The 13,227-nt window shown below is 60.7% G+C and carries 12 protein-coding genes; 8 read left to right on the plus strand and 4 right to left on the minus strand.

All coding sequences use genetic code 11. The annotated features are described in order from the left end of the window. The first annotated feature begins 44 nt into the window (after positions 1 to 44). The 7 genes from DDF78_RS00615 to DDF78_RS00645 all read left to right on the plus strand — a co-directional run bounded on the left by DDF78_RS00615 (position 45) and on the right by DDF78_RS00645 (position 6,121). Positions 45 to 329, plus strand: coding sequence for a PTS sugar transporter subunit IIB (locus DDF78_RS00615; protein ID WP_152579883.1), 285 nt, complete (start codon positions 45 to 47; stop codon positions 327 to 329). Between the two features lie 50 nt (positions 330 to 379). Continuing rightward, the gene (gene ulaG, locus DDF78_RS00620; protein WP_152579882.1) at positions 380 to 1,456 is read left to right on the plus strand and encodes an L-ascorbate 6-phosphate lactonase; all 1,077 of its coding nucleotides are present in this window, start codon (positions 380 to 382) and stop codon (positions 1,454 to 1,456) included. A gap of 106 nt (positions 1,457 to 1,562) precedes the next feature. After that, positions 1,563 to 2,438, plus strand: coding sequence for a phosphogluconate dehydrogenase (NAD(+)-dependent, decarboxylating) (gene gnd, locus DDF78_RS00625; RefSeq protein ID WP_152579881.1), 876 nt, complete (start codon positions 1,563 to 1,565; stop codon positions 2,436 to 2,438). A 220-nt stretch (positions 2,439 to 2,658) separates the two neighbouring features. Further along, positions 2,659 to 3,225 carry a 4-hydroxybenzoate polyprenyltransferase gene (locus tag DDF78_RS00630; RefSeq protein ID WP_152579880.1) on the plus strand — a complete coding sequence of 189 codons (567 nt, stop codon included), beginning with the start codon at positions 2,659 to 2,661 and terminating at the stop codon, positions 3,223 to 3,225. A gap of 282 nt (positions 3,226 to 3,507) precedes the next feature. Further along, positions 3,508 to 4,977: an L-serine ammonia-lyase gene (locus tag DDF78_RS00635; RefSeq protein ID WP_152579879.1), complete on the plus strand. Its 1,470-nt coding sequence runs from the start codon at positions 3,508 to 3,510 to the stop codon at positions 4,975 to 4,977. 136 nt (positions 4,978 to 5,113) lie between these two features. After that, complete coding sequence (locus DDF78_RS00640) at positions 5,114 to 5,521, plus strand: FKBP-type peptidyl-prolyl cis-trans isomerase (RefSeq protein WP_152579878.1); 408 nt, start codon at positions 5,114 to 5,116, stop codon at positions 5,519 to 5,521. A 120-nt stretch (positions 5,522 to 5,641) separates the two neighbouring features. Further along, a complete protein-coding gene (locus DDF78_RS00645) occupies positions 5,642 to 6,121 on the plus strand; it encodes a GreA/GreB family elongation factor (protein ID WP_152579877.1) in 480 nt (159 codons plus the stop codon). Positions 6,122 to 6,244: 123 nt separating this feature from the next. Here the strand turns inward: DDF78_RS00645 and trhA are convergent, their stop codons facing one another. After that, the gene (gene trhA, locus DDF78_RS00650; protein ID WP_152579876.1) at positions 6,245 to 7,129 is read right to left on the minus strand and encodes a PAQR family membrane homeostasis protein TrhA; all 885 of its coding nucleotides are present in this window, start codon (positions 7,127 to 7,129) and stop codon (positions 6,245 to 6,247) included. A 230-nt stretch (positions 7,130 to 7,359) separates the two neighbouring features. Between trhA and DDF78_RS00655 the strand changes: the two genes are divergently transcribed. Beyond that, entirely contained in the window at positions 7,360 to 8,874 is a 1,515-nt protein-coding gene (locus DDF78_RS00655) for a sensor histidine kinase (protein WP_152579875.1), read from the plus strand. A gap of 162 nt (positions 8,875 to 9,036) precedes the next feature. Here DDF78_RS00655 and DDF78_RS00660 read toward each other — a convergent pair whose 3' ends face one another. The 3 genes from DDF78_RS00660 to DDF78_RS00670 all read right to left on the minus strand — a co-directional run bounded on the left by DDF78_RS00660 (position 9,037) and on the right by DDF78_RS00670 (position 13,194). After that, positions 9,037 to 9,315 (minus strand): WhiB family transcriptional regulator, encoded by a 279-nt coding sequence (locus DDF78_RS00660; protein ID WP_024462875.1) that lies wholly within the window; start codon positions 9,313 to 9,315, stop codon positions 9,037 to 9,039. 109 nt (positions 9,316 to 9,424) lie between these two features. Further along, entirely contained in the window at positions 9,425 to 11,359 is a 1,935-nt protein-coding gene (locus tag DDF78_RS00665) for an FtsK/SpoIIIE domain-containing protein (protein WP_306452370.1), read from the minus strand. Positions 11,360 to 11,631: 272 nt separating this feature from the next. Continuing rightward, on the minus strand, positions 11,632 to 13,194 hold the full coding sequence (locus DDF78_RS00670) for an LCP family protein (RefSeq protein ID WP_237564491.1): 1,563 nt from the start codon (positions 13,192 to 13,194) through the stop codon (positions 11,632 to 11,634). Between the last annotated feature and the right edge of the window lie 33 nt (positions 13,195 to 13,227).

A 13,227-nucleotide genomic window follows, 5' to 3' on the forward strand; every position in this document is an offset into this window, starting at 1 on the left:
CATACATATCAACCAATACAACAACTCACTCAAGGAGAATCATCATGAAGATCGTATGCGTTTGCGGTTTCGGCGTCGGATCGAGCGTTATCGCGAAAATGAACATCGAAAGCATCCTTGCCGATGAAGGCAGAGATGATATTTCAGTCGATACCGTCGACCTAGGCAGTATCCAGGGTGCCCCAGCCGATATTTACATCACCACCACAGAGTTGGCTGATCAATTCCCGGATGACTGTAAAGAAAAGACCATTGTGCTGACCAATTTTGTTGACCGGGACGATATCAAAAAGCATCTCGATGCGCGTATTGAGACGCTTGGAGAGTAAGTAAACGACCGCTTTTACGCCTAAGGCAGTATATGGAAGAAGGTAATAGCATGCCAGCACGCAATATCAGCGAGGTCACTCGGGAAACGTGGATGAATGAGGCGTTCCCAGACTGGGGAACTTGGCTTAACGAAGAGATAGATGGTACCGAGGTGCCGCATGGCAAATTCACCATGTGGTGGCTTGGAAACATGGGCGTGTGGATTAAGACCGACCGTCAGACAAATATCGCCGTTGACTTGTGGTGCGGCACTGGCAAAACCACGCATAACAAGCCGGATATGTCTGCGCGGCACCAGTGGTCGCGGCTGACTGGCGGCCGGAAAATCCAGCCCAATCTGCGCACCACGCCCATGGTAATCGATCCCTTCGCGATTCGGACTCTGGACGCTTTACTGGTCACTCACTTCCATCATGACCATATTGATATGAATGTTGCGGCCGCCATCGTTCACAATGTCGAAAGGCCCATCCCGCTTATCGGGCCTCAGTGCGTGGTTGATCAATGGTTGGCGTGGGGCGTTCCTGCCGAACGATGCCAAGTAGTGCATCCGGGTGATGAAGTTCGAATCAAGGATGTGACGATTCATGTCGTTGAATCCTTCGACCGAACCGTGCTTATCACTGATCCAGTCAAGGTTGAGACAAATTCGGGGTCGACAGACATACCCGATATGGATGAACGTGCCGTCAACTACGTCATCGAGACAACCGCTGGAACTATCTACCATGCGGGCGATTCACACTATTGTACGTATTACGCGGAGCATGGCGCAAGTTTCGACATTGATGTGGCGCTCCTCGCCTATGGTGAGAACCCAGTATCGGTGCAGGACAAGATGACGTCAGTTGACGTGCTGCGTGCCAGCGAGGCGTTGAACACCAACGTGGTGATACCGCTGCATTGGGATGTGTGGAGCAATATGCTTGCTGATCCGCACGAGGTCGAAACGCTATGGAAGATGCGACGCGAGCGATTCGGTTACCGCTTCCATCCGCTGTGCTGGCTTCCGGGCGGGCGTTTCGTCTACCCGGATGACCGGAACAAGTTGGAGTACTACCACGATCGCGGCTTTGACGATAGGTATACGCATCCCATTGATTTGCCTTATACATCCTTCCTGTAAGGCGATTAAGGCGTGGGCACTGGCGCGAAAGGTCATGCATGGATATCCAATGGAATATCCATGCATGGAGACTGTGACATGTAAAGACGTGATATAAGGAGCACATATGGATATTGGAATGATAGGACTTGGACGCATGGGCGGGCACATGGCTCAGCGGCTTCGCGAAAGAGGCCATACGGTTGTTGGCTACGATAGTTCACCGCAGTCATCTCGCGATGTTGACAGCATGGAAGCTCTCGTCAAAGCATTGTCTTCGCCACGCGTGGTGTGGGTGATGGTTCCGGCAGGTGAGCCGACTGATTCGGTAATCGAGACTCTGGCACAGTTGCTCGATACCGAAGATCTCGTCGTCGATGGCGGAAACACACGCTATGCCGACGATACCCGTCACGCGCGGTATCTTGACCAGCGCGGCATCCATTTTATGGATTGCGGGGTATCGGGCGGAGTATGGGGCGCCGAGCGCGGTTATGCCGTGATGGCGGGAGGCTCGCTTGAGGATTTCGAAAGAGTGAAGCCCGTGCTTGATACGCTGAAGCCGAGCGGTCCCGACGGTCTTGTGCTTGCCGGCGGCGTTGGCGCCGGACATTATGCGAAGATGGTGCACAACGGCATCGAATATGGCATGATGCAGGCTCTAGGCGAAGGATTCGCCACTATGGCGAAAAGTCCCTGCATCACCAACCCGGCAGCCGTGATGACATCGTGGAGGTCCGGTTCGGTCGTATCCTCGTGGCTGCTTGATTTGCTCGCCAACGCTTTCGAAGACAATCCGACGCTCAGCGACATGCCTCCGGTCGCCAACGAATCCGGAGAGGCAAAGTGGATGGTTGAATCCGCTTTGGAACTCGGCGTGCCTACGCCGGTCACGGCAGCAGCCCTGCATGTGCGGCAAATGTCTCGCGGGGGCGCCGACGATATTCTGCGCGCGATTTCCACTATGCGCGCGCAGTTTGGAGGTCATGTCACCAAGGCCTAAAGCGCTGCGAATATTAAAGGCAAAATAGCTGCGGCACGGCCCGGTATCCGCGAATCATATAATCTATGTATTCTGCGAATACCGGGCCATGCTTATGCCAGGGAGCAACTGAACGAGCGCAGGTTGTGTGCCTTCTGAAGACTTAGGCATATGGGCATATAGCATGGGGTGAGCAATCAGTACGGCAGCACAGGCAAAGCACACACAGCAAAGGAACGTCATGGCTCGACAATGGACGAATATCACACGCGACGAGGAATCCGGCCTGCCGACCATGCTTGTGCAGGCGATTGCCGCCGCAGGGGTTTTGTGCGTGGGCGAGATCATCTGCGCGCCGATGTTTGCAGGCATGGCGCAGAACCGGTTCGCGCTCGCTCCTTGGGCGGCGGTGGCATGTCTGCTGGCGGTGGCGTTCACCTACACCGTGGGTTTCGCGCTGCTGTGGTGCGTCGAGTCGCTGGGCAATAGGCTGCGGCCTTCCCTGATGCCGGTCGCCTATGGCGTCGCCGGGCTGCTCGGCTTCACGATTTGGGGATGCGCGGTGTTCACGGCGTTCATCAACTCGATGCTCACGCCGCTGGGACTTGCTGAGCTGAGTAATAGCCAGGTAATCCTCATCGGCGTAAACTGCGCCGCATTGGGATTCGCCGCCTTTTTCCTCGGCTCGATTGCGCCCAGAATGTTGTCCCGCCGCAAGGGCGCGGTCATTGCCATCGGCGTGTTGACGCTGGTGCTTACAATATTCGGAGCTTTCGCCCTCGCCAAAGTGTACGGGGCGCTGTACTGAGCACAATACTTTGGCGATTATGTCAAGGCGGCATCGCGCATTTGAATAACACTGTAGCAAGAATTGCGGAAGCTACGTAGTGCCAGTGCGCTGACGGCTTGAGCGGCGTGGCGCGGCTACAGTGTGCCTATATAATGCCATCCGTGGGTTTATGACGCACGCCTCTGTCCGAAACAGATGCGACATATGCAGCCGCACACAAACCGGTGCGAGTAAAAGTCTCGCACGCACAACAGGCACAGCAAGTCGAATGCGCAGACGTAAATAGAGAATGGTCGTGATATGTTCAGTGTCCTTGAGATGTTCACCGTCGGCGTCGGGCCGAGCTCGTCGCACACGGTAGGGCCGATGTGCGCAGCCAACGCCTTCGTCTCTTCGCTGCGCAAGTCCGGCGTGCTGGGCCAGGTGGTTCGGGTGCGCGCGGTGTTGTATGGCTCGTTGTCGATGACCGGTATGGGCCACGGCACCGACCGCGCGGTGGTCGCCGGCTTGGAAGGCAACATGCCGGAGGATGTCGATATCGAGCACCTTTTGAATATTCGGCAGGAGTGCGAGCAGCGGGGGACGCTCACTCTGGGAGGCGAGCAGGAGATTGCGTTCGATTACGCGCATGATGTCGTCTTCGAGATGTGGCAGCGGCTCGCGGCACATCCCAATGGCATGCGCTTTCAGGTATTTGATGCCGTCGGCGACGTGCTCGACGAGCAGGTGTGGTACTCCATCGGCGGCGGGTTCATCCGGCGCGGCGACAAAGACGACCCGATGATCGGCATCCACGAGCGGCCGGCGAAAGGCATGACCTTCGCGGAGCAGGAAACCGGCGGACAGGTGGATTTCGGCCCCGAGGTGCCCTATCACTTCTCGTCCTGCGGCGAGCTTATGGCCCTATGCGAGCGCACGGGTCTGCGTGTGAGCGAAATCGTCTGGGCCAATGAGACCGCGATGCGCCCGGCCGATGAGGTGCGCGAGCGGCTGCTGCACATCTGGCATATGATGCACGGCTGTATTCTCGCGGGGTGCACCAGCACCGAGGAGATTCTGGCTAGTGGCCTTGAAGTCCGCCGTCGCGCGCCGCGCATGTACCAGCGGCTCTCTCCGGGCAGCGATGCGTTGCGGCGCGATCACCACCGTGGCGAGGCGGCGCTGGACGCGTTGGAATCCTCGGACGCCGCATGGGTGAACCTGTTCGCGCTGGCGGTCAGCGAGGAGAACGCTGGGGGAGGGCGCATCGTCACCGCGCCAACGAATGGTGCGGCCGGTATCATCCCGGCGGTGCTGCAATACTATTGGAGCTTCGTCGACGGCGCGGATGAGGACGGCGTGGTGCGCTTCCTGCTTACGGCCGGGGCCATCGGCTACCTGTTCAAGCGCAACGGTTCGATTTCCGGAGCCGAAGTCGGCTGCCAGGGCGAGGTCGGGTCGGCCTGCTCGATGGCGGCCGGCGGACTGTGCGAAGTGATGGGCGGCACGCCGCGGCAGATCGAGAACGCGGCGGAAATCGGCATCGAGCATCATTTGGGCCTCACCTGCGATCCGGTGGGCGGCTTGGTGCAGATTCCGTGCATCGAGCGCAATGCGATGGCGGCGAACACGGCGATCAACGCGGTGCGCATGGCGATGTTCGGCGACGGCTCGCATCTGGTCAGTCTCGATCAGGCGATCAAGACGATGATGGACACCGGCGCGGACATGATGTCGAAATACAAGGAGACCTCCAAGGGCGGTCTCGCGGTCAACGTCGTGGAATGCTAAGTTTCGGAATTGTTTTGCAATTGATGTGCAGTTGAGTTGCAGCTAAGCCACAGCTGAGTTCCAAAATGACGCGCTGCGATATCGCTATCAACTCACAAGTGCTAGTCTGGGTCACATTGTGCGTAAGGAGGCCAATATGACAGCAAGCATGCCGCAAGTCAACGCTGAGTTCGGCGCCGCGCCGGAGATAACATTCCCCGCGCCCGAACCGCCGGCCGGCTTGAAGGTCGAAGAGGTCGTCGAAGGCAACGGTCCGATGGTCCGCCGCGGCGACACCGTCACGGTCAACTACCACGGCGTGGTCTGGGGCGGCGAGACGCCCTTCGATTCGAGCTTCAACCGCCATCAGCCGGCCAGCTTCGGCATCGGCGTCGGGCAGGTCATCAAGGGCTGGGATCAGACGGTGCCGGGCCACAACATCGGCTCGCGTCTCGTGGTCTCGATTCCCCCGGAATACGGCTACGGCTCGCAGGGTATGCCGCAGGCGGGCATCGGCGGCGAGGACACGCTGGTCTTCGTCATCGACATCATCTCGACCCGCTGAGCCGGGCGGGCTTAGAGAACGACACATATAGCGCTGGCGAGGTTCGGTACGCAGACATAGTGCACCGGGCTTGGCCAGCGCAGTCATATATAACAAGGATTAAGGTCAGGAGGAGGCACTATGGCCGAGGAAAAGACGATTCTGCTCACGCAGGAAGCCTACGACAAGCTCAAGCAGGAGCTCACCTATCGCGAAGGCGAATACCGCGACGAGATCACCGAGCGCATCGCGACGGCGCGCGCCGAAGGCGATCTTTCGGAGAACGGCGGCTACCAGGCCGCGCGCGAGGAGCAGGGCAAGAACGAAGGCCGCATCAACGAGCTCATCGTCAAGCTGCGCAATACCAAGATACTTGAGGCCCCCGAGGCCGGCACCGTGGGCAACGGATCCGTGGTGACGCTGGACCTGGCCGGCAACGAGATGGTCTATGTGCTGGGGTCGCGCGACATCGCCGTGGCCACCGAATACGACGTCATCAGCCCGGAATCGCCGATCGGAGCCGCCATTATCGGTGCCAAGAAGGGCGACACCGTCAGCTACAAGACGCCGAACGGTCGCGAGATATCGGTGACGGTCAAGGATTCTCAGCCGCTATCGTGACGCTACGAAGGCGGCGACAGCAAACATTAAACATTGTTCCCCTATGCCAGAGTGCCTGGCATAGGGGAACAATGTTTAATGGCGCAAGACGCGCAAGGAGGCAGATAATAGGCTGCGCGACGCTCACCACAGATTGACGATGACCATGTAGATGGCGACCATGTGGCAGGCGAACCCGGCGACGGTGCCGAGATGGAAGATCTCGTGGAAGCCGAAGATGCGCGGCCATGGATCGGGCTTGCGCAGGGCGTAGACGATGGCTCCGGCGATGTAGCAGGCTCCGCCGGCGGCGATGAGTATCACGACGACTGGGCCGGCGGCGGGGGAGAGCCAGAACAGCCGCATGAACGCGAGGCCCGACACGCCGAACACGATGTAGACGATGACATAGAGCCAGCGCGGCGCGTTGATCCAGATCACATGGATGATCATGGCCACGAAGGTGCAGCTCCACATGCCCACGATGATAGCGGTGCGCCAGAAGGAATCGAGCGCGAAGGAGACTGGCGTGTAGGTGCCAGCGATCAGCAGAAAGATGTTGAGATGGTCGATGCGGCGCAGCACGTCGGTGACGCGCGGCGACCAGTCGCCCAGATGATAGGCCGCCGAGTTAATAAACAGGAACGCCGAGCAGGACATGAAAATCGCGCAGGCCCATTTCAGCCCCGTGCCGTGCGCCAGGCAGATCAGCACGATGCCGGCCGCCAGTGCAAGAGGCGCGGATACCGCATGAATCCAGCCGCGCAGGAGCGGCTTGGGCCGGCCGTGCACGTCGAGGCGCACCCGGCGCGTCGTTACCGGCACGCCTTCGATGCGTGCGGCATGGGCCTCGCCGCGCGCGATGATGGCTGCGGCCCGCCGTTCGGCCATACGACGCACGGAATCGGCTCTGTTGCGGGCCTTTGCCCGCGCCGCTTCGGCCTTGGCATGCGTGGCCTGCTCGCGGGCTGCTATGACGGCGGCGCGCTTGCTCTCATCCTCGGTTTCGAGTTGATTCGGGCTGTTCATAATCCTCCGTTGCCATATGTTACGCAAACGTAACTTACGATACCGTAACCAGTGTCAATGTCAAGCTGGGTGATGCCATCGTACAGCTCCGCGCATGTTTCATGCAGGTCTCGCTTTGCGTGCTGGTCTTGCCTTGCGTGCCCTCGTATGCCACGGCTTGTGGCCTAATTTGCTGGCCCTGAGCGCGTTGCTCTCCCGCTGCGGTTTACGCGTTGCGTATGATAGAGTGCATGGCTGATTTCACTCACATTCTCGCAACGCGCCCTGATTTCGATGACAGCGACCGCGAATGGCTGCATCATCTTGTCGCAGACTGGCAGGTGATCGCCGACCTGAGCTTCGCCGACCTGCTGCTTGTCTTGCAGCGGGGCGATGGGCGTTATGTCGTCGCCGAGCAGTGCCGCCCTTCCACGGTGATGACCCTGCGCATCGACGACGTGGTGGGCAATGAGGTCAAGGACGATCTGATCGGTGAGCTGGATACGACGATGCGCTCGAACGACATCGTCCGCTCCACCGTGCTGCGCGATGTGGAGCGTTCGACGGTGTGCAATGTCTATGCGCCGGTGCGCCACAATGGCAAAACGCTTGGCGTGGTCATCCGCGAGACGAATATGTTGACGCGAGAGTCCAACGGCCGCTACGAATCCGAGAGCATCAACGCCGGCAAGCAGCTCTTCGAGATGATTCCGCGCGAGCAGTTCCCCTACCATGATCCGGTGATGAACCAGCGCCACAACGCCCGCGTCTCCGACGGCTTCATCCTGCTGACCGTGGACGGAGTGGTGCGCTACTCATCGCCCAACGCCATCAGTTGTTTCCGTCGCCTCGGCGCGGTGACCACGATGCAGGGGCAGTATCTGAGCGAAATCGGCACGCAGCTGCTGCACACGAAGGATCCCGTCCCTGAGACCCTGCCTCTGGTGCTCTCGGGCAAGGCCGCCGTGGATTCCGAGCTGAACGCAAACCACTCTGTGGTTTCGATTCGCTCCCTGCCACTGTTTGACGTGAATGGGCGGTCCGGAGCGCTGGTGCTGTGCCGCGATGTGACTGAGCTGCGTCGGCGCGACCAAGAGCTGCAGACGAAGGACGCCACGATTTCGGAGATCCATCATAGGGTCAAGAACAACTTGCAGGCCGTCTCGGCTCTGCTGCGGCTGCAGGCGCGCAAAACCAAGTCCGATGAGGTCAAGAAGGAGCTTGCGGAGGCCCAGCGCCGCGTGCAGACGATAGCCATGGTGCATGAAGGGCTGAGCCAGACCGCCGACGAGATGGTGGATTACGACAAGGTCATCTCGAATCTGCTCAGGATGACCGTGGACCTCGCCACCATGCGCGACCAGCACATCCATATCAGTTACATCGGCTCCTTCGGCATGATGCCAGCTCAGGACGCCACGCCGCTCTCGCTGGTGCTTACCGAGCTGATCACCAACGCCGTCGAGCACGGCTTCGAGGGGCGCAAGGAGGGTCATATCACCATTTCCGTGGGCCGAGGCGGTAACAATCTCAACGTGGTCGTCGAGGATGACGGGTCCGGCCTGGACACTGAGGAGGACAACGGCATGGCGCGGTCCTCGGGCTCAGGGCTGGGTACGCAGATCATCAACACCTTCGTCACAAACGATTTCGGCGGCACCGTCCATTGGGAGCCGCGTCGCGAAGGCGGCACCAAGGTCATCCTCGACATGCGTCTGCGTGCGGCCCAGGACCCGCAGGAGGGCGACAGCGTGGCAGGCCTGTGAAGGGTCCTGGAACGGCCTATGCAAGCGTAGCGTTGGCATGCGTTGAAACCCAATATCTTGCCTGATTCGCCATGCGACAACGCAATTGGGGGCTTCCGGAAGATTCCGGAAGCCCCCAATTATGACCGATTCTTGAACCGGCGGCTATGATAGCCGCTGTACTCAGATCTGCATCTGCATGTTCTGCGAACGGCGGGCGCGCATGGCGCGACGCTTCAGAGCGCGGCGTTCGTCCTCGCTCAGGCCGCCCCACACGCCATAGTCCTGATTGGTGTCCAGCGCGCACTTCAGGCAGGCATCGATCACCTTGCAGGTGCGGCACACGGCCTTGGCCTCTTCGATCTGCTGGTACGCTGCCCCGGTGTTGCCCACGGGGAAGAACAGCTCCGGATCCTTGTCGCGGCATGCCGCCTTCGCGCGCCAGTCAAAAGCACTGCTCATCAAATTTGCCTTCCTGTTGAAACCATGTGTTGAGTTCATGACGCATATGTGCCGTCATGATGTCAACGCTGTAAGTTCCCTACTAGATAACCACGAACGCATCGAATTTTCAAGGGTTTTCGCCCAACTTATCCAACTTATCCGGTTGTTCCTGTATTCGAGGGCCGAGGCACTGGACGAGCGTTGCGGTGCCATCGCGCAGGAGCGCTGCTCGCCCGGGGGTCTGCACGGCCGCAGCGTCGAATGTGGCGAGCAGATTCGCCGGTATGCCGTTCATGAGGTCGACGGCGCGTTCGCCGGTGGGCATGACGACACGGGTCGTGCAGTGCTCGGGGATGCGGATATGCCGCGAGGTGCGCACGGCGAAGATCACAGTGATTGCATCATCGGCCAACGCTGACCTGAGCTTGCTTGCAGCAGGGTCCGCACACAGCGGCTCGAACCATGCGTCGGCGTCGTCGACAAGCCAGATGGCGTGCGGGGAAGGTGTGTGAGCATGGGGGCTGTCCGTAGAACGATCCCCAGCGACTGACTCGGCAGATAGCTCTGCAGCAACGGAGACTTTCCGGGCAGATGCTTCCGCAGCCCCACCGAGCCAAACCGCGTCCAGCCCATCCACGGCGCATACCTGATTGTATATCGTCCGCAGCAGCGTGGTTTTGCCCCGCCCCTGCATGCCGATGACAGCGATATTGCCACGCCCGATGGGCAGCATCGCCGCATCGAGCGCCACGCCGGTATCGCCGAGCGCGAACGGCACGGCTGAGCGCGAGGCCGTGGGGGAGCGGCCCAGATGCTTGGCGATGCTGTGCACCATGCGAGGCAGCGGCGCAGTAAATAACGGAACAGCAATGCGCCCGCCGCAAAACCGGTGAGCCAGTTGCATCGCCCGAACAAGACGCTCGATGCTGTGCGTCTGAGCGCAGCGGATGGCGGTCAGCTCCCCGCCATCGGCACAGTAGGCACCGCCGGGAAGCTCAGGGGGAATCGTGGCCGCCCTCGTATCGCCCAGCAGCTCGCTGGACTGGACCCCGTCGCGCACGCGCAGGCATATGTTCAGGCTCATATTCGCCTTCATAGTGGCGCTGACCTGGCCCAAGGGGTTCTGCGTGCAGGCGATGACGTGCATATCCAGCGAACGCCCCAGCGAGGCGATGCGGGTGAGCCTGTCGACATAATCGGGGAGTTGATTGCTCAGGGCGTGGAATTCGTCAACGACAATCACCATCGCCGCAGGCCGGTCAGGCAGCGCTCGCAGGTCGCCCACTCGCTGCCGAGCAACCAGTCGTTCACGGCGTTCGAGCTCCTGCTCAACGGCGAGCAGCGCGCGCGTGGCATGGTGCAGATCGAGGTCACACACGCTGCCGACCGCATGCGGCAGCGTTTCGAGCCGATTGAACGCGGAACCGCCTTTGAAATCCAGAAAGACGAAATGCAGCCGCTCCGGCGGGTTGGCGAAGGCCATCGACAGGCACCAGCTTTGCAGCAGCACCGATTTGCCCGATCCGGTAGTGCCGGCGACCAGAGCATGCGGTCCTTGGCCGGCGAGGTCGAGCATGTAGACGCCGTCACTCGACACGGCCACGGGTACCCGCAGGCTTCCCGGCTGCAGCCAGCGGCGCACCACGCTGCGCCACATCAGCGGTTCCTCATCCACGCCGAGCAGCGATTCCAGCGTCCGCAGAGCCAACGTGCGCATGTCGTCACGGGGCGTTTGCGTCTCCTGATTCGTGATGCTGGATGGTGACGGCATACCTGCTGGCGACGATGCCGTATCGGTGCGCGCGGCGAGCAGCATTGCTATCAGCGTGGTCACCAGCCCGGGCGCGACCATCAGAGCGAACAGCCAGCGCCGCTCGACAAGCATCAGCACTGCCATCATGATTTGCGTGAGGGCCGGCGCGCCATAGCGCAGCATGAGCATGCTCCGCTCGCGCTTATGCCGCTGATGTTGGCGGACTGTCTTGCGGCTCAGCCGTCGGCTCGGTTCATGCCCCGGTCTGCGGCTCAGCTTGTGACCCGGCTGGTGATGGCGTGCGTTCATGCTTCCAGTGTGAAGGTGGTCGCAGCTGGTCCGCAAGCGATTCCGGGTTATGTGGTCGAAGGCTTGGGATATCGGCGTGTCGCGCGATATTCCGCCAGTTACGCGATGCCGGTATGGGCAATCATGGGCAAGTCACTAAGGAATCAAAAGCGAATCTGGGAGCTGCCGAGCAGCATAGCGATATTCCCAATACAAGCACCAGCGCTGCATACGGTGATAGCTGTGTTGACAGATATGGCACCGATGTCGGGAAGGCCTGCTGCCGAACGGACCTACTGCTGAGCGGCCTCTTCCAGCGTGCCCACGATGCCGGGCGCATGCGTACCCTGGGCGAGTTCGCTGAACAGCGCATGGTTCTTGGCGTCGTCAAGCAGCACCGAGGAACCCACGCCGTCGACGTAGTAGCCCGGGTCAGTCCAGTATAGGGTGCCGTTGATGCCCTTCGCGCCGGTGGCCGCGCGGAAAGCCATCGCCATCTGTGCCAGCGTGTACGGATTGGTGGCCTGATCCACGGTGATGGACTTGAGCGCTGCAGTGGCGACCTTGTTCAGCTTTCCAGGATTGGCGAGGGTAGAGCTTTTCGCTGCTGTGCTGATGATCGCCCCGATGACCTGACGCTGGCGGGCGGCCCGCCCGAAGTCGCTTTGGGGATCCGAGTAGCGCATGCGCGAGAACGCCAAAGCGGTGTCGCCGTTGGCAAGGTGGCAGCCGGCCTGCCATTTCATCCCGGAGTCCACGTCGTCGACCGTATGGTCGTAGCATAGCTGCACCCCGCCCAGAGCATCAACAATCCCTTTGAGACCGCCGAATTGAATCAGCGCCACATGATCGATATGCTGCCCGGTGATATTTTCAACCTGCGCGACAAGCTGCTTCTGGCCATCGGCCTGCGCGACTGCATTGATCTTCATGTACTCGCCGTTGACGTTGACCAGGGAATCCCGGGGGACGGAGATCAGCGAGCTGGGCCCGGAATTGGGCTTGGTGAGCACGAGGATGGTATCGGTGCGGTATCCGGTGGTGCCATCATCGCCGGTGGTGCCATCGCGTTTGTCGGAGCCGAGAATCAGCCAGCTCGTGCCCGCGGTGTCGGCGTGGTTGGTGACCCAGTCGGATTTATTGAGTCGGCCATCGACCCAGTTCCACGTGCCGAACATCGCCAGAATCAGCACAGCGATGATTATTGCCACGGCGATGAGCAGACGACGCAGACCGCGATGCCGAGTGCGGGTCGCGCCAGACTGTGCCGGGCCTACTACTCCGGATTTCCCGGAGCCACGCGGCGCGGCATTGCGCAGCGCAGCATTATTCCGCTGTCCAGCACGATGCTGCTCGGCACGGTAGGGTTCGGCGCTGCGTGATTGCGAGCCGAAGGACGCCGGCTGCACTGCCGATCCGGTCCGGCTCGTCGAACCGGTGGAACGGCGTGCCGGGCGTGCGGCGCGCGGTGCCGAAGCCTGTGGTTCTGCGGCGTGCGAGGAGTGCGTCGGCTGAAAACTGGGCGCTGACGAAGCGGCGTTCGCGGTATGAGCATCATGAGCGGCATACTGTCTCGCCGACGGCTGAGCGGATGCCTGATAAGACGCTTGGGAAGACGACTGATGCGCCGGCGATTGGGAGGAAGAGCGCGGCGACGGCTGGTGCGAGAAGGCTGCGCGGCGTTTGGCCTGGGGAGTGAAGCGGGCAGGCTCACCGTGCGAAGGATCCAAGCCTGCCGATTCCATCGCATCGGCGGCAGGGGTTGCGTCCTGAGGTGAACGGCGTTTGCGCATGCTGGCAGGAACGAAGCTCGGCGGTGTCGCCGGTGTGTTCGTTCCATCCGTTTCCAGGCTCATATACCCTCCAATGCACGAGTCCGTTCCACTTCT

This window comes from Bifidobacterium tibiigranuli (genome assembly GCF_009371885.1).
In the GTDB taxonomy this organism is placed as follows: Bacteria; Actinomycetota; Actinomycetes; order Actinomycetales; family Bifidobacteriaceae; genus Bifidobacterium; species Bifidobacterium tibiigranuli.